Raw genomic sequence first — 24000 nt, forward strand, 5'->3', positions numbered from 1 at the left:
CCACCCGTACGGGAGACTCGGACGCATGCGGACTGCGTACAGCGTGGAGACGGTCAGGACGGCGGAGCGGGAACTGATGGCACGGCTGCCGGAGGGGGCGCTGATGCAGCGCGCCGCCGCCGGACTCGCCGCGGCCTGCGCGGATGCCCTGGGGCGGGTGTACGGCAGCAGGGTCGTGCTGCTGGTCGGCAGCGGGGACAACGGCGGCGACGCCCTGTACGCCGGCGCCCGGCTGGCCCGGCGCGGCGCGGGGGTGAGCGCGGTGCTGCTCGCGCCGGAGCGGGCCCACGCCGGCGGGCTCGAGGCGCTGCGCCGGGCCGGGGGCCGGGTGACGGGGGCGGACGGGGCCGAGGCCCTCGTCGAACGGGCGGATCTCGTCGTCGACGGCATCGTCGGGATCGGCGGCAAGGGCGGGCTGCGCCCGGCGGCCGTACCCCTTGCCGAGGCCGCCGAACGGGCGCGGGCGGCCGTGGTCGCCGTCGACCTGCCGAGCGGGATCGACGCCGACACCGGCGAGGTGCGGGGCAGGGCGGTCCGCGCGGATCTCACGGTGACCTTCGGGACGCACAAGCCCGGGCTGCTGATCGATCCGGCGCGGGAGCACGCCGGGTCGGTGCGGCTGGTCGACATCGGGCTGTCGCTGCCACCGGTTCCGGAACTGGAGGCGCTGCAGCATGCGGACGTGGCCCGGCTGCTGCCGGTGCCGGCCGCCGAGACCGACAAGTACCGGCGGGGCGTGGTCGGCATCGCCGCCGGATCCGCCCGCTATCCGGGGGCCGCGGTGCTCGCGGTGGCGGGCGCGCTGCGGGGCGGTGCGGGGGCCGTGCGGTACGTCGGCCCGGCCGGGCAGGCCGTGATCGCGCGCTTTCCCGAGACCCTCGTGTCGGACCGGGGGCCGAAGCACGCGGGGCGTGTGCAGGCATGGGTGGTCGGCCCCGGCGTCGGGGACGACGCGGCGACGGTCGCGGAGGTGCTGGCGGCGGACGTGCCGGTGCTGATCGACGCGGACGGGCTGCGGCTGGCGGACCCGGCGGCGGTACGGGCGCGGCGTGCGCCGACGCTGATGACCCCGCACGCGGGGGAGGCCGCCGCGCTGCTCGGTGTGGAGCGGGAGGAGGTCGAGGGCGGGCGGCTGTCCGCGGTGCGGGAACTGGCCGGGCGGTACTCGGCGACGGTGCTGCTGAAGGGGTCCACGACCCTGGTGGCCGGGGTCGGCGGGGGTCCCGTACGGGTGAATCCGACGGGGACGCCGTGGCTGGCCACGGCGGGCAGCGGGGATGTGCTGTCGGGGTTCGCGGGGTCGCTGCTGGCGGCGGGGCTGTCGACGGTGGACGCGGGGAGTGTGGCGGCGTATCTGCACGGGCTGGCGGGGCGGCTGAGGGCGGACGGGGCGCCGGTGGGGGCGCAGGATGTGGCGTCGGGGATCGTGGAGGCGTGGCGGAGTGTGATGCGGGGGTGAGGGTACGAGGGTCCCCGCCGCCCCGTCCCGTCCCCGGGCCCCCGCTTCTCGAACGCCGGAGGGGCTGCCTCCGGGGGCTCTGAGACACTGGGGCCGATGAACGAGACAGTGCGGGCCCGTGCCGAGATCGATCTGGCCGCTGTGCGGGCCAATGTGCGGGCCCTGCGGGAGCGTGCGCCCGGTGCCGCCTTCATGGCCGTCGTCAAGGCCGACGCGTACGGACACGGCGCCGTCGCCTGCGCCCGGGCGGCCGTCGAGGCCGGGGCCGCCTGGCTGGGCACCGCCACCCCGCAGGAGGCGCTCGCGCTGCGCGCACCCGAGGCCGGGCTGCCGGACGACGTACGGATCATGTGCTGGCTGTGGACGCCCGGGGGACCCTGGCGGGAGGCGATCGAGGCCGGGATCGACGTGTCCCTGAGCGGCCTGTGGGCGCTGGACGAGGTCATCCGGGCGGCCCGTTCGGCGGGCCTGCCCGCGCGGGTGCAGCTCAAGGCGGACACCGGGCTCGGCCGCGGCGGCTGCCAGCCCGGCGACTGGGCGGAGCTGGTCGCGGGCGCCCTGCGCGCCGAGGCCGCGGGACTGCTGCGGATCACCGGCCTGTGGTCCCACTTCGCCTGCGCCGACGAGCCCGGGCACCCCTCCATCACCGCCCAGCTGAACCGCTTCCGGGAGATGGTGGCGTACGCGGAGCGGCAGGGCGTCGACCCCGAGGTGCGCCACATCGCCAACTCGCCCGCCACCCTCACCCTTCCCGAGAGCCACTTCGACCTCGTCCGTCCCGGCATCGCGATGTACGGCGTCTCGCCCAGCCCCGAGATCGGCCTCCCCGCCGACTTCGGACTGCGCCCGGTGATGACCCTGGCCGCCTCCCTCGCGCTGGTGAAGCGCGTTCCCGAAGGCCACGGCGTCAGCTACGGCCATCACTACGTCACGTCCGGCGCGACCACTCTTGGCCTGGTCCCGCTCGGGTACGCGGACGGCATCCCACGCCACGCCTCCTCCACCGGGCCGGTGCTCGTCGAGGGCAAGTGGCGCACGGTCGCGGGGCGGGTCGCCATGGACCAGTTCGTCGTCGACCTGGGCGGTGACGACCCGGGCCCGGGCGCCGAGGCCGTCCTCTTCGGCCCCGGCGACCGCGGCGAGCCCACCGCCGAGGACTGGGCGAAGGCGGCCGGGACCATCGCGTACGAGATCGTCACCCGGATCGGAAACCGCGTTCCGCGCGTCTACGTCGATGACGCACATGAGGGGAGCGGTACGTGAGCGAGAGCATCGCGGGGGCCGCAGTCTCCGCGGCCGAGGTGTCCCGCGGTGGCTGGCGCCGGGCCACCGGTGTCGCCGGCATAGCGATAGGCGTGCTCGCCACCGGAGCCGCCGCGGGTGTCGCCATAGAGCGGATGACGGTCGGCCGGGGCATGCGGAAGAGGGCCAGGCTCGCCCTCGACTCCGCCGGACCGTACGGCTCCCTGCGTGGCACCCCGGGCAGGGCGTACGCCGACGACGGCACAGAGCTGTACTACGAGATCGACGACCCCGACCCCGACCCCGAGGCGACGCCCGCGCGGCGGCGCCGGCTGTTCGGCCGCAAGGCCCCGGCCCCGGTCACCGTCGTCTTCAGCCACGGCTACTGCCTCAACCAGGATTCCTGGCACTTCCAGCGGGCCGCGCTCCGGGGCGTCGTACGGAGCGTGTACTGGGACCAGCGCAGCCACGGCCGTTCGGCGAGGGGCGCGGCGCAGGTGGAACGCGGTGAGCCGGTCAGCATCGAACAGCTGGGGCGCGATCTGAAGGCCGTCATCGACGCCGCGGCGCCCAAGGGGCCCGTCGTGCTGGTCGGTCACTCCATGGGCGGCATGACGGTGATGGCCCTCGCCGACCAGTACCCGGAGCTGATCCGGGAGCGGTGCGTGGGCGTCGCCCTGGTCGGTACGTCGTCGGGGCGGCTCGGGGAGGTCAACTTCGGGCTGCCGGTGGCCGGCGTCAACGCGGTGCGGCGGGTGCTGCCGGGTGTGCTGAAGGCGCTGGGACAGCGGGCCGAACTGGTGGAGAAGGGGCGCCGGGCCACCGCGGACCTGTTCGCCGGGGTCATCAAGCGGTACTCGTTCGCGTCCCGGGACGTGGACCCGGCCGTCGCCCGGTTCGCCGAGCGGATGATCGAGGGCACGCCGATCGATGTGGTCGCCGAGTACTATCCGGCGTTCAACGACCACGAGAAGACCGAGGCCCTCGCCCACTTCGCCGGACTGCCGGTGCTGGTGCTGGCCGGGGTGCAGGACCTGGTCACGCCCAGCGAGCACAGCGAGGAGATCGCCGGTCTGCTCCCCGACGCGGAGCTGGTGCTGGTGCCGGACGCGGGGCATCTGGTGATGCTGGAGCACCCGGAGGTGGTCACCGACCGCCTCGCCGACCTGCTCGCCCGCGCGGGAGCGGTGCCCGCTGCGACTACCGTGGGTGGCTATGGAAGCAGCACCGCACAACCCGGCTGAACCGCGGCCGGCCGCGCCCTCCGTCGAGCTGACCGTCACCTCCCCCGAGCAGATGCGCGAACTGGGGCGCAGGCTCGCCAAACTGCTGCGGGCGGGTGACCTCCTGCTGCTCTCGGGCGAACTGGGCGCCGGGAAGACGACGCTGGCCCGGGGACTGGGCGAAGGGCTCGGCGTACGGGGCGCGGTCACCTCGCCGACGTTCGTGATCGCCCGCGTGCACCCGTCGCTGGGGGACGGACCGCCGCTGGTCCACGTCGACGCGTACCGGCTCTCCGGCGGGCTGGACGAGATGGAGGACCTGGACCTCGACGTCTCCCTGCCCGATTCGGTGATCGCCGTGGAATGGGGCGAGGGCAAGGTCGAGGAGCTGACCGACGACCGCCTCCAGATCGTCATCCACCGCGCGGTCGGCGACACCACGGACGAGGTGCGGCGGGTGACCGTCACCGGCCTGGGCGAGCGCTGGGCGGGAACCGGCCTGAGCGCGCTGTCGGCCTGACGGGGTTCCAGGGAGCGCCGCGCCATGTTTCCGACATGGCGTCGGCAAACTGTTGCGCTCGGGGTCTCCGGCGTGGTCACATGGTATCCAGTTCGTAGTTAGGTCTGCCTAACTACGTCCGCCCCCGGCCCACAGGAGGCGTCCATGCCGGCCCCTCAGAACTCCCGTGAGTCCACGGCGCAGCCGCAGTCGCTTCCCGGGGTGCCCCTGCGTGATCTGCTGGCCGCGTGCGCCGCGGCCGCGGCGGTCTCCACCCCGCCGCGCGCCCCCGAGCCGCCGCGCCCCGAGCAGGTGCGCGGCCACCGCAAGGCGGCGTAGTTCCGCATCTCGACGGCAAAGTCTCACGGCACGACGACAACCGTCCGCCCGATCGTCGCGAACTTCCACATCGCCGCGCCGTCCGCGCGCGTCTCGCGGATGCCGCCCGTCCGCTCCCGGGGGTCGAGCACCGGTGCGGAACCGTCCAGCGCCGCGCTGAACCCGATCGCCGTGTCCCCGACGGTGGCGAACCGCACGACGTGCTCGACCGGAACCCCGTCCGATCCGGTGACCTCCCCGGACCGGGAGGTGACCCGGTAGGAACCCGGCGCCGGGTCGACCGTGCTGGGGCTGACCCCGAAGGTGCGCCGCACCTTGCCCCCTTCGTCCACCAGCCACACCCGGTCGGCGCCCAGGGAGTACACGACCCGCTCGCCCACCCCCGACCGGGCGGGCAGCACGGTGCGGGAGTCGTGGCGCGGGAACGCCTTGCGCACGGCCACCGCGGCCGCCGGGCGGCGCAGCTCGGGCGGGACGTTCACCGCCGCCTGGTGGCCGAGGTAGCCGATCGTCGCGAGGGCAGTCGCGGTCAGCCCCGCCACGATCAACGAGCTGGTGCCTGCCACCGCCGTCACCTCTGTCCCGCTCTGGACCGCTCTGTACGTACGTGGACGGACGGTAGCAGTCCGTGACCGTCCGGCCGGTGCGGCCGTGGCCGGGGCGCGGGAGCCGTAGGCTGTTTGCGTGCTCTTGCTCGCTCTGGATACCGCCACCCCCGCCGTCACCGTCGCGCTGCACGACGGCGACGACGTCATCGCCTCGTCGAGCCAGGTGGACGCCCGCCGGCACGGCGAGCTGCTGCTCCCGGCGATCGACCGGGTCCTCGCCGAGGCAGGCCTGCGGCTGGACGCCGTCACCGGCATCGTCGTCGGCATCGGGCCCGGCCCCTACACCGGACTGCGGGTCGGTCTGATGACCGCGGACACGTTGGGGCTCGCGCTCGGTGTGCCCGTGCACGGTCTGTGCACGCTGGACGGCCTCGCCTACGCGGCCGACCTGAAGGGCCCCTTCGTGGTGGCGACCGACGCCCGCCGCAAAGAGGTCTACTGGGCGCGCTACGCCGACTCGCGCACCCGCCTCACCGAGCCCGCCGTGGACCGGCCCGCCGACATCGCCGAGCAGGTGGCGGGCCTGCCCGCGGTCGGCGCCGGCGCGCTGCTGTACCCGGACACCTTCCCCGAGGTGCACGAGCCCCAGCACGTGAGCGCCGCCGCACTGGCCCGGCTGGCCGCACAGCGGCTCGCCGACGGCGAGGAACTGCCCGCGCCCCGGCCGCTGTATCTGCGCCGGCCCGATGCCCAGGTCCCCAAGAACTACAAGGTGGTCACCCCCAAGTGACGGGAACCGACACTGCCGTGCTGCGCGAGATGCGCTGGTGGGACATCGACTCCGTGCTGGAGCTGGAGCGCGACCTGTTCCCCGAGGACGCCTGGTCGCGCGGGATGTTCTGGTCCGAGCTGGCCCATGCGCGCGGGCCCGGGGCGACCCGGCGCTACGTCGTCGCCCAGGAGGGCGAGAGGATCGTCGGCTATGCGGGCCTCACCACCTCCGGCGCGGAGTCCGACGGCGGCCCCACCGCCGCTGCCGACATCCAGACCCTCGCCGTCGCCCGGGACCACTGGGGCACCGGCCTCGGCTCGCGGCTGCTGACCGAACTGCTGCGGGCGGCGACCGCGTTCGAGTGCGCCGAGGTGATGCTGGAGTGCCGGGTCGACAACGTCCGGGCCCAGAAGCTCTACGAGCGCTTCGGCTTCGAGGTCATCGGTGTCAGGCGCGGCTACTACCAGCCGGGGAACGTGGACGCCCTGGTGATGCGGCTGACCGACCCGTCCACCTCTGTCAACCCGGCGAGTCCCGTCGACGGCAACGGCGTACAAGGAACCGAGATCCATGGCTGACGAACCTCTGGTACTGGGGATCGAGACCTCCTGCGACGAGACCGGCGTCGGGATCGTGCGCGGGACCACCCTGCTGGCGGACGCGGTCGCCTCCAGCGTCGACGAGCACGCCCGCTTCGGGGGCGTCGTCCCCGAGGTGGCGAGCCGCGCCCACCTGGAGGCGATGGTCCCCACCATCGACCGCGCCCTGAAGGAGGCGGGCGTCGGCGCCCGCGATCTCGACGGCATCGCCGTCACCGCCGGTCCCGGACTCGCCGGGGCGCTGCTGGTCGGCGTCTCCGCGGCCAAGGCGTACGCCTACGCCCTCGGCAAGCCCCTGTACGGCGTGAACCACCTCGCCTCCCACATCTGCGTCGACCAGTTGGAGCACGGGACCCTGCCCGAGCCGACGATGGCCCTGCTGGTCTCCGGCGGCCACTCCTCGCTCCTGCTCTCCACGGACATCACCTCCGACGTCCGCCCCCTCGGCGCGACCATCGACGACGCGGCCGGCGAGGCCTTCGACAAGATCGCCCGGGTGCTGAACCTCGGCTTCCCCGGCGGCCCGGTCATCGACCGCTACGCCCGCGAGGGCGACCCGGAGGCGATCGCGTTCCCGCGGGGACTGACCGGCCCCCGCGACCCGGCGTACGACTTCTCCTTCTCGGGGCTGAAGACGGCCGTGGCCCGCTGGATCGAGGCCAAGCGGGCGGCCGGTGAGGAGGTGCCGGTGCGCGACGTGTCGGCGTCCTTCCAGGAGGCGGTGGTGGACGTGCTCACCCGCAAGGCCGTACGGGCCTGCAAGGACGAGGGGGTCGACCATCTGATGATCGGCGGCGGGGTGGCCGCCAACTCCCGTCTGCGGGAGCTGGCCCAGGAGCGCTGCGAGGCGGCCGGCATCCGGCTGCGGGTGCCCCGCCCCAAGCTGTGCACGGACAACGGGGCGATGGTCGCCGCACTGGGCGCGGAAATGGTCGCCCGGCGCCGTCCGGCCTCCGACTGGGACCTGTCGGCCGACTCCTCCCTGCCGGTGACGGAGCCGCACGTGCCGGGCGTCGGGCACGCCCACGACCATGTGCACGAGACCGCCGGGGAGAACCTGTACGGATGACGGTCGCGCTGATGTGGGAGGCACGGGCGGTGTCCGGCGGGGGCGCGGACCTGCTCGCCTGGGCGGAGGAGCGGGTCCGTGAACTCCCCCGACGCCCCCTGCGCCGCGAGACCTTCCGCGCCCCGCAGGACCGCGTCCTGGTCATCACCTGGTGGGACGCCCCCTACGACGCGGACCTGCCCGAACTCCCTGAGCCGGACGGGGAGTTGATCACCCGTCCGGTGCACCGGTGGCGGTTCGAGTCGCTGGGGAGTGGCTGAATCCGGGCGGCTGCCGGCGCGTGGACGCACGGGCTCTCACGCGGCAGACGGCGAATATTTCGTCATGGCCCACGAATGTTCCGGGAAATCCGGGGGCTCTGAGGTCTTCGTCAACAGGTCCGGCAGGGTTACGATCGCCGCCATGACTTCCCCGCAGCCCGCTGGAACCCGGACACGAGCACGCAGGACGCAGACCGCGACGCTCGCCGAGATCGCGCGCGAGGCCGGCGTCTCCGCACCGACTGTTTCGAAGGTCCTCAACGGTCGTGCCGATGTCGCTCCCGGCACCCGCAGCCGGGTCGAGGAACTGCTGCGCGCCCACGGCTACCGGCGCCGCCGGGCGGAGGCCACCCGCTCGCCCCTGATCGACCTGGTCTTCCACGAACTGGAGAGCGCCTGGGCGATGGAGGTCATCCGGGGCGTGGAGAACGTCGCCCGGGACGCGGGACTGAGCGTCGTGCTCTCCGAGAGCGCCGGGCGGCTCACCCCGGGCCGCACCTGGGCCGACCAGGTCGCCGCCCGCCGCCCGCACGGCGTGATCCTGGTGCTGTCCGGCCTCGACGAGTCCGGGCGGGCCCTGCTGACCAGCCGCTCCATCCCGTTCGTCGTCATGGACCCGGCCGGCGACCCGGGCACCGACGTGCCCTCCATCGGCGCGACCAACTGGCAGGGCGGACTCGCCGCCACCCGGCATCTGGTCGAGCTGGGCCACACGAGGATCGGCGCGATCAGCGGACCCTCCCGGATGATGTGCAGCCGCGCCCGCATCGACGGCTACCGGGCCGCCCTGGAGACGGCCGGGCTCCCGGTGGACCCCGCGCTGATCGTGACCGGCGACTTCCACCACGAGGCCGGCTACCGGCAGGGCCTCGCCCTGCTGCGCCGCGAGGACCGGCCCACCGCGGTCTTCGCCGGCAACGACCTCCAGGCGCTCGGGCTGTACGAGGCGGCGCGCGAGCTGGGGCTGCGCATCCCGGAGGACCTCAGCGTGGTCGGGTTCGACGACCTGCCGGTGGCCCGCTGGGTGGGTCCGCCGCTGACGACCGTACGGCAGCCGCTGACGGAGATGGCGGAGGCGGCGGCCAAGCTGGTCCTCGACCTCGGCAAGGGCGAGGACACCCCGGCCGCGACCCGGGTCGAACTGGCGACGAGCCTGGTGGTGCGGAGCAGCACGGCCCCGCCGGCCGGGGCCTGAGCTCGGGTCGATCCGGACCCCTGGTGTGAGGCCCCGCCTGCAGGCAGGCCCTTCTCCCCGCCCGGTCCCTTACAGCCGGGTCTTGAAGGTAGCCGTAGCCGCACCGCGGCCCCGAGCTCTTGCCGGCCGGTCGTCACGGCGGCCGACCGGCCCGTCCGGCCGGCGCGTCTCCGCCCGCGCCACCGCCCTGCGCGTCCCGCACCACCGCGTGCCGGCGCCAGGCGCGGGCGAGTCGCGCCGGCGGGTCGGCGCGGCCCGGCCAGGCCGCCGGCGAGGCGCCGAGGTGGCCGGTGAGCAGGTAGGGCCCCCAGCTCTTGCCGGCCGGTCGTCACGGCGGCCGACCGGCCCGTCCGGCCGGCGCGTCTCCGCCCGCGCCACCGCCCTGCGCGTCCCGCATCACCGCGTGCCGGCGCCAGGCGCGGGCGAGTCGCGCCGGCGGGTCGGCGCGGCCCGGCCGGGCCGCCGGCGAGGCGCCGAGGTGGCCGGTGAGCAGGTCGGGCGCCCCGTCCGCTGCCCGACGGGGGTGTTCAACAGCCCCTACGAGGTGGGCGGCCCGGTGTGCGCGAGGACTCGCTCGGCCGACGAACGGACGCGCGGGAGCTGTGGGCCTCGCTGAAGTGACGTGGTGGGCGCGAGAAAATCCGGCGTGGGTGTCGATTCCCGGGCTTCTCGTTCGACGTAGGGGTGAGAGGCCGGGAACGACCCGGTCCGCACCACACGAGGAGTCACCATGCCGCGCTATCTCTCCATGATCCGGATCGACGAGAACAACGCCCCCGAAGGCGGCCCCAGCCCCGAGCTGATGCAGCGGATGGGTGAGCTGATCGAGGAGATGACCAAGGCCGGGGTCCTGCTGGACACCGCCGGACTGACCCCGACCGCCCAGGGCACCCGGGTGCACTACGAGGACGGCCGGCTGTCGGTGACCGACGGACCGTTCACCGAGTCCAAGGAGGTCATCGGCGGCTACGCGATGCTGCAGGCCAAGGACAAGGCCGAGGCGATCGAGTGGACCAAGCGGTTCCTGAAGGTGCACGAGCCGCACTGGACGGTGACCTGCGAGGTCAGGGAGGTCGTGGAGGCCTGACCGGCCCGCGCGCCCGGGACTCTCCTTGGCTCCGTCGCCGTACGGGTGTCTGATGGTGGGTTGTGACACCACAGCCCACCGCCGGCCCCCACGACCCGGCCGGGATCGTCGAGACCGTGTTCCGCATGGAGTTCCCGCGCGTCGTCGCCGCCGTCACCCGGATCGTCCGGGACGTGGGAATCGCCGAGGAACTCGCGCAGGACGCGCTGGTCGCCGCGCTGGAGCGGTGGCCGGCGGACGGCGTCCCCGAGAACCCGGGCGCCTGGCTCACGACCGCCGCCCGCAACCGCGCCGTCGACCTGGTCCGCCGCCGCGAGACCTACGCCCGCAAGCTGGCCGAGATCGGCCGGGACCAGTCGATGGTGACGGCCCCGCCGGAGGAGCCCGCCGACCCCGACGACATCGACGACGACCTGCTGCGTCTCGTCTTCACCGCCTGCCACCCGGTGCTGTCCGCCGAGGCCCGCACCGCCCTCACCCTGCGTCTGCTCGGCGGCCTGACCACGGCGGAGATCGCCCGCGCCTTCCTCGTACCCGAACCGACGGTGGCCCAGCGGATCGTACGCGCCAAACGCACCCTGGCCAGGAAGAACGTCGCCTTCGAGGTGCCGTACGGCCCCGACCGCGAGGCCCGCCTCGGCTCGGTCCTCGACGTCATCTACCTGATCTTCAACGAGGGGTACGCGGCGACGGCCGGCGACGACTGGCTGCGCCCGGCGCTGTGCGAGGACGCGCTGCGGCTGGCCCGCGTCCTGTCCGCGCTGATGCCGAAGGAACCCGAGGTCCACGGGCTCACCGCACTGCTGGAGTTCCAGTCCTCCCGCGCCGCCGCCCGCACCGGCCCGGATGGCGCACCGGTCCTCCTCAAGGACCAGAACCGCGCCCGCTGGAACCGCATGCTCATCGCCCGCGGCGTCGCCGCCCTCACCCGCGCCGACGCCACCGCCGCCGGCGCCCCGGGCGCGTACGCGCTCCAGGCGGCCATCGCCGCCTGCCACGCGCACGCGTACCGCTACGAGGAGACCGACTGGCCCCGCATCGCCACCCTGTACGCCCTCCTCGCCGCCCGGGCGCCCTCCCCGGTCGTCGAACTCAACCGCGCGGTCGCCGTCTCCATGGCCGAGGGCCCCGCCGCCGCCCTGCCCCTCGTGGACGCCCTGACCGGCGTACCGGCGCTCCGGGACTACCACCTGCTGCCCAGTGTCCGCGGCGACCTGCTGGCCCGTCTCGGCCGCAGGGAGGAGGCACGCGCGGAGTTCGAACGGGCGGCGTCACTGACCCGCAACGCGCCCGAACGGGAACTGCTGCTGCGCCGCGCGGCGGAGGACGGCGCCTGAACGGCGCTTCCGCTCAGCGCACCGGGTGCCCCAGCAGCATCGTCGGCGCGCCGTCGACCCGGGTCAGGAAGACCGTGACGGACCCGGAACCCGTCGGCTTGGGCAGCACCTTGCGGCGCAGCTCCTCCGGCTCGACCGCCGAGCCGCGCTTCTTCACGGTCAGGGTGCCGACCCCGCGCTCCCGCAGCAGCGCCTTCAGCTTCTTGACGTTGAAGGGGAGGCGGTCGGTGATCTCGTAGGCGGTGGCGTACGGCGTCGGACGGTGCTCGTCCGCGGTGACGTAGGCGATGGTCGGGTCGATGAGCCCGCCGTCGAGTTGTTCGGCGACCTCCGCGACCAGATGGGACCGGATCACGGCACCGTCCGGCTCGTACAGGTACCGCCCGGGCGGGCGGACGGCGGGGTCGGGCAGTCCGCGGGAGGCGAGGGTGTGCGGACCCGGGAGCAGGGTCGCGCGCACCGGGCTCTCCCGGCCGGTGCCGAACCACAGCACCGCCTCCTTCACGTCCCCGCCGTCCGAGATCCACTCGGCCTCGGCGTCGCCGGGGACGGCCTCGTGCGGGATGCCAGGCGCCACCTTGAGCGCCGCGGCGCGGGGGGCCGTACGGGCGGCCCCGACCGCCCAGGACAGCGGGGGCGAGTACGCCTCGGGGTCGAAGATGCGGCCCCGCCCGCCGCGCCGGGCCGGGTCGACGAACACGGCGTCGTACCCGGCCGTGTCCACCTCCGTCACATCCGCCTCGCGGACCTCGATCAGCCCGGCGAGCCCCAGCGCGTCGGCGTTCGCCCGGGCCGCCGCCGCGGTGAGCGGATCCCGGTCCACGGCCAGGACCCGGATCCCGGCGCGGGCCAGCGCGATGGCGTCCCCGCCGATCCCGCAGCACAGATCGGCCACGGAGGTCACACCGAGCTCCCGGAACCGCTCCGCCCGGTACGCCGCGACGCTCGCCCTGGTCGACTGTTCGACCCCGTTGGGCGTGAAGAACATCCGTGCCGCGTCCCGCTCCCCGAACTTCGCCGCCGCACGCTGTCGCAGCCGCGCCTGGCCGAGCGCGGCCGACACCAGTTCGGCGGGGTGCTCGCGGCGCAGCCGGGTCGCGACGGCGAGTTCCTGCGCCGGGTCGGTGTCGCGCACCTCGTCGAGGAGGGCGCGGCCTTCGGGGGTGAGGAGGGGAGCGAGGTCGTTCACCGGGTCATTGTGGGCCAGTCGGTGGACCGTATGCCTCCGGCCGCGGTGTCGGGCCGGGTGCGGACCGTCCGGCTGCGAGGATCCGGCCCCATGGGAGCAGTAGGACAAAATGATAAAAAGCTGCCGTCGCGTGGTGCTCGGATCGGCCTCGCCGTCCTTGCTCTCGCCACCATCGCCTCCGGCTGCGAACAGGACGGCGCCGACGTCGAACCCGCGGGCGGCCAGCAGCCCCTCCAGGCGCCACCGGCCCGCGCACTCGACTCCTACGCCACCAAGCTGCGCGCCGCGCACGCCGCGAGGGTCGCCGCCGCGAAGCGCTGGGGCCTGCAACGGGTGCCCCTGACCGCCCCGCCGCCCCCGGAGAGGAAGCCGAGGATCACCACCCGGGACGGCTTCGAGGTCGACGGCCACCGCCGGCTGGGACTCCCGCCGGTCTTCACCACCGTCCCCACGAAGGAGAAGATCCTCTTCCTCACCATCGACGACGGCGAAGAGAAGGACCCGGCGTTCCTGCGGATGATGAGCGAGCTGAATATCCCCTACACCGCCTTCCTCAGCGACTACCTGGTCAAGGAGGACTACGGCTACTTCAAGAAGATGCAGGACAGGGGAGTCGGCCTGCACAACCACACCCTGCACCACCCCTACCTCCCGGCCCTGTCCCGCGCCCGCCAGAAGCGCGAGATCTGCGGCATGCAGAAGGTCATCGAGAAGCACTACGGCAGGCGCCCCGCCCTCTTCCGCCCGCCCTACGGCAACTACGACAAGAACACCCTGCGCGCCGCGAAGGCCTGCGGGATCACCCATGTCCCCCTGTGGAACGAAGAGGTCTTCGTCGACCGCTGGGAGTACCGCGAGTGGGACCGCTCGCTGCACCCCGGCGACATCGTCCTCTCCCACTTCCGCGGCCGCGACGACTGGAAGGGAACGATGCCGGACATGGTCCGCCGCTTCCTGGACAAGGTCACCGCCGAGGGATACGCGGTGGCGCGGCTGGAGGACTACCTGTGAGCCGGAGCAGGGCCTCGGCGGCGGCCCTCCTGCTGGCCCTGACCACCGGATGCACGTCGCCCGACGCGCCGGTCCCGGCGCCGGCACCGGACGACGCGACCGCACGGGCCTCCGCCCCGGCCGGCGCGCGTCAGGACCTCCCGCCGCTGGTCGACCACGTTCCGACCGACGACCCGGTCGTCTTCCTCACCTACGACGACGGCGCCGAACGCGACCCCCGCTTCATCGACCTGGTGCGCGAGCGCCGGCTCCCCGTCAGCATGTTCCTCACGGACAGCGTGATGGGCCCCGGCTACGCCCACTTCGCCCGCCTGCGCGCGGTCGGCGCGAGCCTGCAGAACCACACCCTGGACCATCCCGCCCTGCGCGGTCTGCCCTACGCCGGACAGCGCGCCGAGATCTGCGGCCAGCAGCGCAAGCTCAGGTCCCGCTTCGGCATCCGCCCCCGCCTCTTCCGCCCGCCCTACGGCACGTACGACACCACCACCCTGCGCGCCGCCGCCGACTGCGGCATTGCCGCGGTGGTCCTGTGGCGGGCGGTCCTGGAACCCGACGGCCACGTCACCTACACCCGCGGCCCGCACCACCTGAACCCCGGCGACATCGTCTCCGTACCGTCGGGCGAGGCACCGACGCTGTCACTGGCGGAACGGACGGTACGGCTGCTGGGGGAACTGGAGGAGCGGGGGTTGAAGGTGGGGCGCCTGGAGGACTACGTGGGTGAATCCTCACCGACGCTTTCTGGCGAGCACGGATCACCGTCCGGCGCTTGAGGGGCAAGGCCCGTTCGGGCCCGAAGCGGCAGCCCTTGCTGCACAACGAACGTGCCGACGAACGCCCCCACCGCCGACGCGCCGCACGGCAATTGGCACTCCGCTTGACCGAGTGCTAATCGCAGTCATAGTCTCGGCTTTGGCACTCCCCCCTGGAGAGTGCCAAACACGCGACGGGCAGGTCCGGCACCCGCGACGACGGATCCACCTGGTCGCCACCTCAGACAGTTAACCCCGTGAGATCTCCGAAGGGGGAGGTCGGATCGTGACGACCGCCAGCTCCAAGGTTGCCATCAAGCCGCTCGAGGACCGCATCGTGGTCCAGCCGCTCGACGCCGAGCAGACCACGGCTTCGGGCCTGGTCATTCCGGACACCGCCAAGGAGAAGCCCCAGGAGGGCGTCGTCCTGGCTGTCGGCCCGGGCCGGATCGAGGACGGCAAGCGCGTCGAGCTCGACGTGAAGGTCGGCGACGTCGTTCTGTACAGCAAGTACGGCGGCACCGAGGTCAAGTACAACGGCGAGGAGTACCTCGTCCTCTCGGCCCGCGACGTCCTCGCGATCGTCGAGAAGTAAGGGGACCCCGGGGCCCGACCCCGGAGAACCCGACCTCGAAGCAAGCACATTTGCTCGACACCGCGCCCCTGGCCCCAGCATCCGACAAGGAGCCGGGTGACCGGGGGCGTAGTGATTTCACCTAGATTTCGAGAGGGCTCCCGCTGCCATGGCGAAGATCCTGAAGTTCGACGAGGACGCCCGTCGCGCCCTCGAGCGCGGCGTCAACAAGCTTGCCGACACGGTGAAGGTGACGATCGGTCCGAAGGGCCGCAATGTCGTCATCGACAAGAAGTTCGGCGCTCCCACCATTACCAACGACGGTGTCACGATCGCCCGCGAGGTGGAGGTCGACGACCCGTACGAGAACCTCGGCGCGCAGCTGGTGAAGGAGGTGGCGACCAAGACCAACGACATCGCTGGTGACGGCACCACCACCGCCACGGTGCTGGCCCAGGCGCTGGTCCGCGAGGGCCTGAAGAACGTGGCCGCCGGCGCCTCCCCGGCGCTGCTGAAGAAGGGCATCGACGCGGCCGTCGCCGCGGTCTCCGAGGACCTGCTCGCCTCGGCCCGCCCGATCGACGAGAAGTCCGACATCGCCGCCGTCGCCGCGCTGTCCGCCCAGGACCAGCAGGTCGGCGAGCTCATCGCCGAGGCGATGGACAAGGTCGGCAAGGACGGTGTCATCACCGTCGAGGAGTCCAACACCTTCGGTCTGGAGCTGGACTTCACCGAGGGCATGGCCTTCGACAAGGGCTACCTGTCGCCGTACTTCGTGACGGACCAGGAGCGCATGGAGGCCGTCCTCGACGACCCCTACATCCTCATCACCCAGGGCAAGATCTCCTCCATCGCGGAGCTGCTGCCGCTGCTGGAGAAGATCATCCAGGCCAACGCCTCCAAGCCGCTGCTGATCATCGCCGAGGACGTCGAGGGCGAGGCCCTGTCGACCCTGGTCGTCAACAAGATCCGCGGCACCTTCAACGCGGTCGCCGTCAAGGCTCCGGGCTTCGGTGACCGCCGCAAGGCGATGCTGCAGGACATGGCCGTCCTCACCGGCGCCACGGTCGTCTCCGAGGAGGTCGGCCTCAAGCTCGACCAGGTCGGCCTGGACGTGCTGGGCTCCGCCCGCCGCGTGACCGTCACCAAGGACGACACCACGATCGTCGACGGCGGCGGCAAGAAGGACGACGTCGAGGCCCGCATCGCGCAGATCAAGGCCGAGATCGAGACCACCGACTCCGACTGGGACCGCGAGAAGCTCCAGGAGCGCCTCGCGAAGCTGGCCGGCGGCGTGTGCGTGATCAAGGTCGGCGCCGCCACCGAGGTGGAGCTGAAGGAGAAGAAGCACCGTCTGGAGGACGCCATCTCCGCGACCCGCGCCGCGGTCGAGGAGGGCATCGTCTCCGGTGGTGGCTCCGCGCTGGTCCACGCCGTCAAGGTCCTCGAGGGCAACCTCGACAAGACCGGCGACGAGGCCACCGGTGTCTCCGTGGTCCGCAAGGCCGCCGTCGAGCCGCTGCGCTGGATCGCCGAGAACGCCGGCCTCGAGGGCTACGTCATCGTCTCCAAGGTCGCCGAGCTCGAGAAGGGCAGCGGCTACAACGCCGCCACCGGCGAGTACGGCGACCTGGTCAACGCCGGCGTCATCGACCCGGTCAAGGTGACCCGTTCCGCCCTGGAGAACGCCGCCTCCATCGCCTCCCTGCTCCTCACGACCGAGACCCTGGTCGTCGAGAAGAAGGAAGAGGAAGAGCCGGCCGCCGCCGGTGGCCACGGCCACGCCCACTGACGACGCCGTAAGGTTCGCCAGAAGTCGAGCGAAGGCCCGGCACCCCGAAAACGGGGCTGCCGGGCCTTCGCCGTACCCACGACGATCGGAGTGGCTGCGGGGGAGGGGAGGGCGAGGAACCAGGTGCTGTACGGGGAACGGTCCGGGAACCCGTTGGCGCGGACCGTGGAACTGACCGTGGGCGGGCTGCGCAGAGGCGGCAGGACGACTCCGTTGGAGGAACTGAACCTCGGCGCCATGGCGGAGGCGTTCCTGTGTCGGGCTTGGGGGTGACCCCCCGGCAGACCGGTACGGGCGGAGGCGTCAGTCAGAGCCTCGGCTGCAGGAGCAGCACACTCCACGAGACCCCTGGACGTCCCTGCAGGTCCGGCTGCTCGCGGACCGTCAGTACGTCGAGTGCGGCCCGGCGCGCCAGCCGGATCGTCTCGGACAACGGGACATCGAACATACGCCGTCCGGAAGGGACGGGGCCGTGCCGGAGGGTGATGAGCACACGCCCCCTCGGGGACAGCAGCGACCGAACGCGCGTCATGGCCGGCTCCCGGTCCCCGTACTCCAGGTGCATCCATACGCCGACGATCAGAACGAGGTCGAAAGGACCGCGTATGCCGGGGAGTCCGGGCAGCGCGCTGTCGATCCACGTGAGGGGCACGCCGGTGTGCAGTCGCTGCCCGATCTCGCGGAGTTCGGGCGTCGGCTCGACCGCCACCACGTCATGGCCCAGCCTTGCGAGCCCCGCCGCGTCCCTGCCCGATCCCGCGCCGAGATCGGCGACCCTGCTGGGAGGGGACGGCAACAGGGGGAGCACCTCCCTGTGGACATCGTGGAAGGAGATGCTTTCGTACTGGCGCGCAAGATCCTCGGCGGCGGCACCATAACCCGCCACCCCAGCAGGAGGGGAGCGTCTACTACGCCTTGGACCGGGTGGGTGGTTGTTCTCAGCCTCACGCATTACTCACCATCCATGCAGAAGACAGAGCGGAAAAGGCGCAGGGAATCTGACGTACATCGTTTCAGCCGAGTTCAATGAACGATAGTCTTTTTACTTGTGTGCCCCTGCGGCGTCCGGTAAAGTCCTTCCGTATTTCTTCTCTTCTCTTCTCTTCTCTTCTCTTCTCGGCTGAGCCCTTGGGTGAGGGGTAGGCATGCAAAGTGGACTGCAGTGTGTCGATTCGGAATTCTGTGAGGAGATCGCCGGCGCGCCCGACAGCACCTTCTCGGAGATTTACGAGGGTGATCCGCCGAGTCGTGTCATCTGGGAAACCTCGCGGTTCCGCCTTATCGCCGACATGTCCCCCCTGTGCGCCGGTCACCTGCTGCTCCTCCCGGTCGAACATTATCTCAGCTTTGCGGAATTCATCGATGTGCGGCACGGTGAACTGGCGGCCGTCTTCTCGGTCATGGGGTCCTTATATCGAAGCGCCTTCGGACCGCTTACCGTGCTTGAGCACGGGTCCTCCGACGCCATGCGGACGCGCGCGTGCATTTCTCATGCGCATTGGCACCTACTGCCGGTCGACGGTCATCGCGTCGATTCCTTGATATCGGCGGACGGGCTGCCCGGAGTTTCCCTTACGAACATCAAGGACCTGGCGACCCTGCGGGGTGAGCCATATTTTTTCTGCGCCCATGAGGGCGAATACAAGGTGTATGACGGGCATTTCCCCATGCGCAGCCAGTATCTACGTTCCGTCGTCGGCCGCCTGCTCGGTATCCCCGACCCGCTCTGGGACTACGCCCTGGTTGTCCGCAAGGAACTGCTCCGCGAGACCATGACGCTCACCAGCCGTTGGCGGGATGCCTTGCCGGGCACGGGGGCGTCATCCTGACAACATGTGGAGGCGGCACGTGCCGCGTATCTCGATTTCCATTGACGGTCCTACGGCCAGCGGAAAAACCACGCTGGCCACACAACTTGCCCAGTCCCTCGGACTGGCTTTCCTGGACACCGGGCTCACGTACCGAAGCCTGGCCTACACCCTCTCCCAGGAACCGGCGGAGGGACTGCGCACCCGGCTGCATTCCGCTCTGGAGCACCGGCCCGTCGTCTACGACAGGGCGGGGGAGCTGGTACAGGACCATGCCATTCTCCTGCACGGCAAGGACATCACCGAGGAGATCTGGGACCTGGCCCTGGACGGCGGACTCAAGACGGTCGCGGGGGATTCCGCCTGGCGCGAGGAGATCCTGCGCATGCATCAGGCCATTGTCGAGAAGCACGGCGATGTCGTCGCCGTGGGGAGAGACGTGGCCATGACTCTCCTGCCGTCGGCGCACCTGCGGATCTACCTGACCGCCAGTCTGGCCGTGCGCAGGGAACGGCGGCGTGCGCAGTACCGCGACCGGAGCGACCGCTCCACGGCGGTGGGCCCGCCCACGGAACGCGACGCGGCGAACCGGGCCGCCGTCCGGTCGCTCCCCGACTCCATCGAGATCGACACGACGTATCTCCCCGCTCCGGCGGTTTCCGCATGCGCCCTGAACAGGCTGACGAACACCTCGGCCCCAGGCACTCAGCGAAAGGTGCGATGAATCGTGACCTCCCAGGAACCGGTCTACTCGGACGAGCCGACACGGGTAAAGCAACTGGTGAGTGATTTCTTGAGCGGTCAGTCCGGGGCCGATGTGGGACCGGGCGGCCTGGACGTGGTCCTGAGCATGGGTGCCGACGTGCGGGACGACTGCGCCGTGTATGACATCGGGTCGCCGGTGACCCTGGTCGTGGGATCGGACTACATTCGGGGCCCGAAATTCATCCTCCACGAGATGGGTCTTCTGTCGGACTTCGACATCGGTTATTACCTGGCCGCGGCCAATATCAGTGACATCGCCGCCATGGGAGCGACACCCATCGGCCTTCTCAGTGTCATCCGCTACCCGCACGAGTTGGACGATGCAGGATTCCGGGAGGTCATGGCCGGCATCCACCAGGGGTGCACCGATTTCGGAACCCTCAACGTGGGCGGCGACATCGGCAACGCGGAGCGCGTCATCCTCTCCGGAACCGCCCTGGGTGTCTGCCGGCCGGGCAAGGTACTGAAGCGGAGCGGCGCCCGACCAGGAGACCTGCTCTGTGTCACGGGCGCCTGCGGCCTTCTCGGAGCCGCGGTCGCGTATTTCCCGAAGGAGGACTCCTTCCTTCCGCGCAGGCTTCCTGAGGACGTGGCGCGGAAACTCCTGGACAGCTGGCGAAGGCCCCGGGCCCGCGTCGCCGAGGGACGCGTCCTCTCCGAGAAGCCGTTCGCCACGTCGTGCCAGGACACCTCTGACGGACTCAAGGCCACCATTGAGCAGATCATGCAGGCCGGCGGGGTGGGCTTCCGTGTCCTGGAGCGGGAGGTTCCCGTCGACCCCGCAGTGCGCATGGTCGCGGACCTCATGCGGGTCGATCCGCTGGCTCTGACGATGAGCGCCTCGTCCGACTTCCAGCTGGTCTTCACCCTCGCCCCGGATGATCTCGAGGCCTGCCGCGCGGAATTCGCGGCGACGGGGCTGGAATTCTTCGTCATCGGCGAGGCCACCGACGACGGAGAGGCACAGCTGGTGAGTGACGAGGGCCTGCGGCCGTTGCCCGGAGTGGCGTGGAAGCATCAGAAGTCCGATATCAGCCTGCTGGCCTCCGGATCGCCGGACTCGCAGTCCGGATGAGGGTACTGACCGCCAAATTCCTGGATCGATCGGTGCTGCTCGGGGCCTCCGTGGTGCTGATAGCCCGCCAATACGACCTGCCCAGCAAGCAGTTCTGGTCCGATGCGATGCTGAAGCATCCGTACGTCGTTGTCACGCTGGTCTGCACTGTCGCACTGTTCGGTGCTCTCACTCCGTTCCAGAGCTACGCGGACCGGCAGAGGGTGGGGCGGCGGGTCGTTGTCCGGCAGCAGGTGCTGGCGCACTTCGGCAAGATGCTGGCCGTGGCGCGAGACGCACACCCTCCTGTGGACACGGGTGACCTTGGGCTGCATGTCTGGGAGATTCAGCGGTCGCTCCGTCACCCTCTGCGGGGATACCTCCGGCGCACCGTCACGTATCGCCTCGGAAGTACGCCGGCCACCAGGTCGTTTGCGCCCACCAAGGGGGTGGGCGTCGTCGGCCTCTGCTGGAAGCGGAACGAGGAGGTTTCCTTCGATGTACAGGAACTGGCAAGCCGACTGACGGACCAACAGCAATTCGAGGCTTACCGGGACGCGCGGGGCGCCGACGCGGTGATGGGCCTGACCTGGTCGGACTTCCAGCGGGTGTCGCATCGCGGGGCTGTCTTCGCGAGCCCCATCAGGAACCGGCGCGGTGACTTCATCGGATGCGTCAGCGTGGATGCCCGACACGGCCACGAGGCCATGAACGTGGATGCCTTCTGGCACGAAGTGAACTCGTTGTGCTCCCGTATCGGGCAGGACGACTTCGACGTCCTGTGATCTGCCGTGGACTTCAGCGTCGGCCGGGATGCGCGTCGGTGAGTTGCCTCAGTTCGGGTTCGTCGTCGGGCTTCCGGGTCCAGAGGTCCGGGTCGCAGTTCGGGACCGCCCGCCGAATTCCGCCACGAGGATCCGCGACATCCCCGAAGCGCCGGGGGATCAGGTGGATGTGCAGGTGATCGACAGTTCGCCCGGCCGCTCGGCCCTCGTTGATGCCGATGGTGAACCCATCGGGGTCGTGTTCCTCCGTCAGACGGTCCCGAGCGGCGAGGATGAGGGCGTAGGCGTCCTTGACTTCTCGAGGGGTCAGTTCGAAGAAGGACTCCACGTGACGCTTGGGGACGACTTCCACATGGCCGGCGGTGGCTGGGAAGTTGTCATAGCGGACGTAAAACGTCTTGTTCTCCTGCATGACGTGGTTCAAATCGGGTCGGTGCCGCTGGCAGAAAATGCACGAGGAACCGCTCTCCGTCGAACGGCGCCGAAGCCGGCGGCTTAACGTTTCGAAGAGAGAGGAAAACATTCCTTCGGTACCCGACCGTTCCTGATTCATCGCTTGCTCCGCTCTCCCCGAGGTCGACTCCGTATTACCGCGCACGCACCATGATGTCGTGGCAGACGGGATTGTGCGTGATGTTTGGAAACTCTCTCCGCACAACCCTCGGGTGCCCCGCCCGTAGCGATGCACTTCATCCACTTCAGAAAATCGGGCGATAGTGATGAGATGGGGTGGACTGATGGTTAACACCTCGAACGGTAGCGAAATCCTTGGCGAGACGCTACCTGTCCTTCACGCCGACACGGTGAGGTGGGTGCGAGCAGGGCATACGTGCGGAAAGTCCCTGCCGCGGCGTTTCGGGAACCGGGGTCGAGTCGGCGATCGCTTTATCCGAACCGGGTCGCTCCGTGCACATGGTCGGACCGGCTGGTTGCAGAGGTGACCGTATCGCACGAAAAGGGGTGGTGTGCGCCGAGGGCGGGCTGTTCGGCGCGGGTTCACTCACAGGGGCCAACTCGTGGTGCTGCCATCATGATTGATGCATATGACGTCTAACCTGCGGTTACTCCGTCGTCGTCCGTCGGCCCAGCAGCCGCCCCTGGACCATGCCGGCGTCGATGCCCTTCTCACCGGTGCGCCGCGTGGCCTCGCAGACCAGCCGATCCTCGCCCCGCAGGGAGGCTGGCCGTACCACGATCAGCCCAGCCCGTGGGTGGGGATCTCGGTCTTACGACGGGCGTCGTACAGGGCCCGCTGCTCGCCCCCGTGGACACCGCTCACGGTGAGCCGGTCCGGCTTGTCGAAGTGCGGCACCGGCTGGTCGTGCCGAATCTCCCGGTACTCGACCACAGCCGGTGGTCGGGCCAGTACGCGTCGACCGGCAGCCGGATCTGGCGGCCCCCTGCCCCCCGGGTCGCTCAGCAGCCAGTCGAACCGGTGCTGCGTCAGGGCCTGTTCGCCGAGGATGCGTCGCACAGGCTGATCGCGTACACCTCGTCACTGTCGCCTCGCGATGCCATGGCGCGCATCCTGTCGGTGACACCGACAACGCCGGGTGCACGCACGTCCCGTCGCTCCAGGCCGGGGGTTCTCTTTCTTGGTGAGCTATGAGGAGTGAGGATTCTCCAGCTTGACGGCAGTGCCGTCTGCGTCATGCTGCCCGATCGGGCCAGCTGTAGAGGTAGGCGAGCTTCTGCGCGATGCGCAGCATGTGGCCGAAGTGCTGGGCGGTATCGGCGGGCACGGTGGCGGGAAGGGCGATGAAGCCGGGTATCCCGGCAGCCGCGGAGAGGGTACTGGCCTTGGCGGCTTCGTAGTGGATGGAGTCGTTGGCCGCTTTGTCCCTCCGGAGGTATTCCGCCCTGTGGATGCGCACACCCGGAAGACGGTGTGGACAGCTTGAACGGCGCGGTTGATGAGCCCATTTGGGCTCTGCGTGGCACCTGCCGGAATGCAATCGGGCAGGGACGCGCTCACCCGGGGCAGCCGTGCCGTAGGGAGCTGCAGGCTTGCGTCACACCGACCGGCTGGGAGATGCCTGCTGGTGAGTGAGGCAGCGTCGGCAGAGCGTTTCGTTACCGGCGGGCCGGAAGAGGGTCGCTTGTACGTGGTCGCCCTCGCATTCGCGGAGCGTTGCGAGTCTGCTGGACGAGCCTGTGGGGGCGGGGCGTTCGGCGGTTGGGGCGACGCTGGTCGGGGTGGGTGCGGGCGGCACGTCGCGGAGCAGGTAGCGCAGGAGGCCGCCGGGGCGGTGGACCGGGGTGCCGTCGTCGGGGAGGCCGCGCAGGATGTGCGTGCGGATGGCGGCGGGGGTGTGACCGGCGGCGAGCCAGTGGGAGACGAGCCGGGCGAGTTCGTCGTGCATGCCCCGGGGGATGCGGCGGAGGTCGGGGGAGGGCGGCGACGAGGGCGCGGGCCGCTTCGGGGGGCTCGGTTGTCTCCGGGCCGGGACCCGGATCCGCCTTCCGCTCGGGCTCGGCGGGACGGTGGGAGGTGTTTTCCCCGGGGTCCTTTCTTGGATGACCGTCGGTGGGCCGAGGGGTCGGAGCACCGGCCGCCGGAATGCGAGGACTCGGAGCGACCTGCGGTGACGCGGCGGTCGACGACGCCCCCGCGGGCATTCGGGCGAGGATCTTGGCGGCC

27 protein-coding genes and 1 pseudogene are annotated in these 24000 nt (G+C 71.1%); 20 read left to right on the forward strand and 8 right to left on the reverse strand.

Annotated elements, in window-relative coordinates; all coding sequences use genetic code 11:
* The first annotated feature begins 25 nt into the window (after positions 1-25).
* From AB0L56_RS00995 to AB0L56_RS01015, 5 genes are all read left to right on the forward strand, one after another.
* Complete coding sequence (locus AB0L56_RS00995) at positions 26-1459, forward strand: NAD(P)H-hydrate dehydratase (protein WP_365417504.1); 1434 nt, start codon at positions 26-28, stop codon at positions 1457-1459.
* A 96-nt stretch (positions 1460-1555) separates the two neighbouring features.
* Positions 1556-2722 (forward strand): alanine racemase, encoded by a 1167-nt coding sequence (alr, locus tag AB0L56_RS01000; protein ID WP_365417507.1) that lies wholly within the window; start codon positions 1556-1558, stop codon positions 2720-2722.
* Positions 2719-3945 carry an alpha/beta hydrolase gene (locus AB0L56_RS01005; protein WP_365417510.1) on the forward strand — a complete coding sequence of 409 codons (1227 nt, stop codon included), beginning with the start codon at positions 2719-2721 and terminating at the stop codon, positions 3943-3945. Before alr ends, AB0L56_RS01005 begins: the two co-directional genes overlap by 4 nt.
* A complete protein-coding gene (gene tsaE, locus AB0L56_RS01010) occupies positions 3917-4444 on the forward strand; it encodes a tRNA (adenosine(37)-N6)-threonylcarbamoyltransferase complex ATPase subunit type 1 TsaE (protein ID WP_361036944.1) in 528 nt (175 codons plus the stop codon). Before AB0L56_RS01005 ends, tsaE begins: the two co-directional genes overlap by 29 nt.
* A 144-nt stretch (positions 4445-4588) precedes the next feature.
* Positions 4589-4762 (forward strand): hypothetical protein, encoded by a 174-nt coding sequence (locus AB0L56_RS01015; RefSeq protein ID WP_361036946.1) that lies wholly within the window; start codon positions 4589-4591, stop codon positions 4760-4762.
* A gap of 23 nt (positions 4763-4785) precedes the next feature.
* On the opposite strand, the gene AB0L56_RS01020 is transcribed toward AB0L56_RS01015, so the two are convergent.
* A complete protein-coding gene (locus AB0L56_RS01020; RefSeq protein WP_365417513.1) occupies positions 4786-5328 on the reverse strand; it encodes a hypothetical protein in 543 nt (180 codons plus the stop codon).
* Positions 5329-5446: 118 nt separating this feature from the next.
* On the opposite strand from AB0L56_RS01020, the gene tsaB reads away from it, so the two are divergent.
* From tsaB to AB0L56_RS01055, 7 genes are all read left to right on the forward strand, one after another.
* Entirely contained in the window at positions 5447-6100 is a 654-nt protein-coding gene (gene tsaB, locus AB0L56_RS01025) for a tRNA (adenosine(37)-N6)-threonylcarbamoyltransferase complex dimerization subunit type 1 TsaB (protein ID WP_361036950.1), read from the forward strand.
* Positions 6097-6660 (forward strand): ribosomal protein S18-alanine N-acetyltransferase, encoded by a 564-nt coding sequence (gene rimI, locus AB0L56_RS01030; RefSeq protein ID WP_365417517.1) that lies wholly within the window; start codon positions 6097-6099, stop codon positions 6658-6660. Before tsaB ends, rimI begins: the two co-directional genes overlap by 4 nt.
* A complete protein-coding gene (gene tsaD / locus AB0L56_RS01035; protein WP_365417520.1) occupies positions 6653-7750 on the forward strand; it encodes a tRNA (adenosine(37)-N6)-threonylcarbamoyltransferase complex transferase subunit TsaD in 1098 nt (365 codons plus the stop codon). The genes rimI and tsaD overlap by 8 nt, the downstream gene beginning before the upstream one ends.
* The gene (locus AB0L56_RS01040) at positions 7747-8010 is read left to right on the forward strand and encodes a hypothetical protein (protein WP_365417522.1); all 264 of its coding nucleotides are present in this window, start codon (positions 7747-7749) and stop codon (positions 8008-8010) included. Before tsaD ends, AB0L56_RS01040 begins: the two co-directional genes overlap by 4 nt.
* 142 nt (positions 8011-8152) lie before the next feature.
* On the forward strand, positions 8153-9205 hold the full coding sequence (locus AB0L56_RS01045) for a LacI family DNA-binding transcriptional regulator (RefSeq protein ID WP_365417525.1): 1053 nt from the start codon (positions 8153-8155) through the stop codon (positions 9203-9205).
* A 730-nt stretch (positions 9206-9935) separates the two neighbouring features.
* A complete protein-coding gene (locus AB0L56_RS01050) occupies positions 9936-10292 on the forward strand; it encodes a YciI family protein (protein WP_361036960.1) in 357 nt (118 codons plus the stop codon).
* A gap of 62 nt (positions 10293-10354) precedes the next feature.
* The gene (locus AB0L56_RS01055; protein WP_365417529.1) at positions 10355-11629 is read left to right on the forward strand and encodes a sigma-70 family RNA polymerase sigma factor; all 1275 of its coding nucleotides are present in this window, start codon (positions 10355-10357) and stop codon (positions 11627-11629) included.
* 13 nt (positions 11630-11642) lie between these two features.
* Here the strand turns inward: AB0L56_RS01055 and AB0L56_RS01060 are convergent, their stop codons facing one another.
* The gene (locus AB0L56_RS01060) at positions 11643-12818 is read right to left on the reverse strand and encodes a methyltransferase domain-containing protein (protein ID WP_365417531.1); all 1176 of its coding nucleotides are present in this window, start codon (positions 12816-12818) and stop codon (positions 11643-11645) included.
* 90 nt (positions 12819-12908) lie between these two features.
* On the opposite strand from AB0L56_RS01060, the gene AB0L56_RS01065 reads away from it, so the two are divergent.
* The 4 genes from AB0L56_RS01065 (at position 12909) to groL (ending at position 16947) form a co-directional block, all read left to right on the forward strand.
* The gene (locus tag AB0L56_RS01065; RefSeq protein ID WP_365417534.1) at positions 12909-13829 is read left to right on the forward strand and encodes a polysaccharide deacetylase family protein; all 921 of its coding nucleotides are present in this window, start codon (positions 12909-12911) and stop codon (positions 13827-13829) included.
* A complete protein-coding gene (locus tag AB0L56_RS01070) occupies positions 13826-14602 on the forward strand; it encodes a polysaccharide deacetylase family protein (RefSeq protein ID WP_361036968.1) in 777 nt (258 codons plus the stop codon). The genes AB0L56_RS01065 and AB0L56_RS01070 overlap by 4 nt, the downstream gene beginning before the upstream one ends.
* A gap of 265 nt (positions 14603-14867) precedes the next feature.
* A complete protein-coding gene (gene groES / locus AB0L56_RS01075) occupies positions 14868-15176 on the forward strand; it encodes a co-chaperone GroES (RefSeq protein WP_263211703.1) in 309 nt (102 codons plus the stop codon).
* Between the two features lie 148 nt (positions 15177-15324).
* The gene (gene groL / locus AB0L56_RS01080) at positions 15325-16947 is read left to right on the forward strand and encodes a chaperonin GroEL (protein WP_365417538.1); all 1623 of its coding nucleotides are present in this window, start codon (positions 15325-15327) and stop codon (positions 16945-16947) included.
* Positions 16948-17254: 307 nt separating this feature from the next.
* Here groL and AB0L56_RS01085 read toward each other — a convergent pair whose 3' ends face one another.
* Positions 17255-17899: a class I SAM-dependent methyltransferase gene (locus AB0L56_RS01085; RefSeq protein WP_365417541.1), complete on the reverse strand. Its 645-nt coding sequence runs from the start codon at positions 17897-17899 to the stop codon at positions 17255-17257.
* A 193-nt stretch (positions 17900-18092) separates the two neighbouring features.
* On the opposite strand from AB0L56_RS01085, the gene AB0L56_RS01090 reads away from it, so the two are divergent.
* The 4 genes from AB0L56_RS01090 to AB0L56_RS01105 are packed head-to-tail and all read left to right on the forward strand — an operon-like array spanning position 18093 to position 21359.
* Entirely contained in the window at positions 18093-18776 is a 684-nt protein-coding gene (locus AB0L56_RS01090) for an HIT domain-containing protein (protein ID WP_365417543.1), read from the forward strand.
* Positions 18777-18795: 19 nt separating this feature from the next.
* Positions 18796-19479: a (d)CMP kinase gene (locus AB0L56_RS01095; RefSeq protein ID WP_365417545.1), complete on the forward strand. Its 684-nt coding sequence runs from the start codon at positions 18796-18798 to the stop codon at positions 19477-19479.
* 3 nt (positions 19480-19482) lie between these two features.
* Positions 19483-20595 (forward strand): thiamine-phosphate kinase, encoded by a 1113-nt coding sequence (thiL, locus tag AB0L56_RS01100; protein WP_365417548.1) that lies wholly within the window; start codon positions 19483-19485, stop codon positions 20593-20595.
* The gene (locus AB0L56_RS01105; protein ID WP_365417551.1) at positions 20592-21359 is read left to right on the forward strand and encodes a hypothetical protein; all 768 of its coding nucleotides are present in this window, start codon (positions 20592-20594) and stop codon (positions 21357-21359) included. Before thiL ends, AB0L56_RS01105 begins: the two co-directional genes overlap by 4 nt.
* Before the next feature lie 13 nt (positions 21360-21372).
* On the opposite strand, the gene AB0L56_RS01110 is transcribed toward AB0L56_RS01105, so the two are convergent.
* The 5 genes and pseudogenes from AB0L56_RS01110 to AB0L56_RS01130 form a co-directional block, all read right to left on the reverse strand.
* Positions 21373-21912: an HIT family protein gene (locus AB0L56_RS01110; RefSeq protein WP_365417554.1), complete on the reverse strand. Its 540-nt coding sequence runs from the start codon at positions 21910-21912 to the stop codon at positions 21373-21375.
* A gap of 508 nt (positions 21913-22420) precedes the next feature.
* Positions 22421-22552 carry a hypothetical protein gene (locus AB0L56_RS01115; protein ID WP_365417557.1) on the reverse strand — a complete coding sequence of 44 codons (132 nt, stop codon included), beginning with the start codon at positions 22550-22552 and terminating at the stop codon, positions 22421-22423.
* A 2-nt stretch (positions 22553-22554) separates the two neighbouring features.
* Positions 22555-22833, reverse strand: a complete 279-nt coding sequence (locus tag AB0L56_RS01120; RefSeq protein ID WP_365417560.1) for a hypothetical protein — start codon at positions 22831-22833, stop codon at positions 22555-22557.
* A 187-nt stretch (positions 22834-23020) separates the two neighbouring features.
* A pseudogene (locus AB0L56_RS01125) lies at positions 23021-23233 on the reverse strand (hypothetical protein); the annotation flags it as partial.
* Between the two features lie 138 nt (positions 23234-23371).
* Positions 23372-23722, reverse strand: a complete 351-nt coding sequence (locus AB0L56_RS01130) for a hypothetical protein (protein WP_365417563.1) — start codon at positions 23720-23722, stop codon at positions 23372-23374.
* Positions 23723-24000: the final 278 nt, after the last annotated feature.

The sequence above is a fragment of the Streptomyces sp. NPDC052079 genome (assembly GCF_040680275.1).
Classification (GTDB): domain Bacteria; phylum Actinomycetota; class Actinomycetes; order Streptomycetales; family Streptomycetaceae; genus Streptomyces.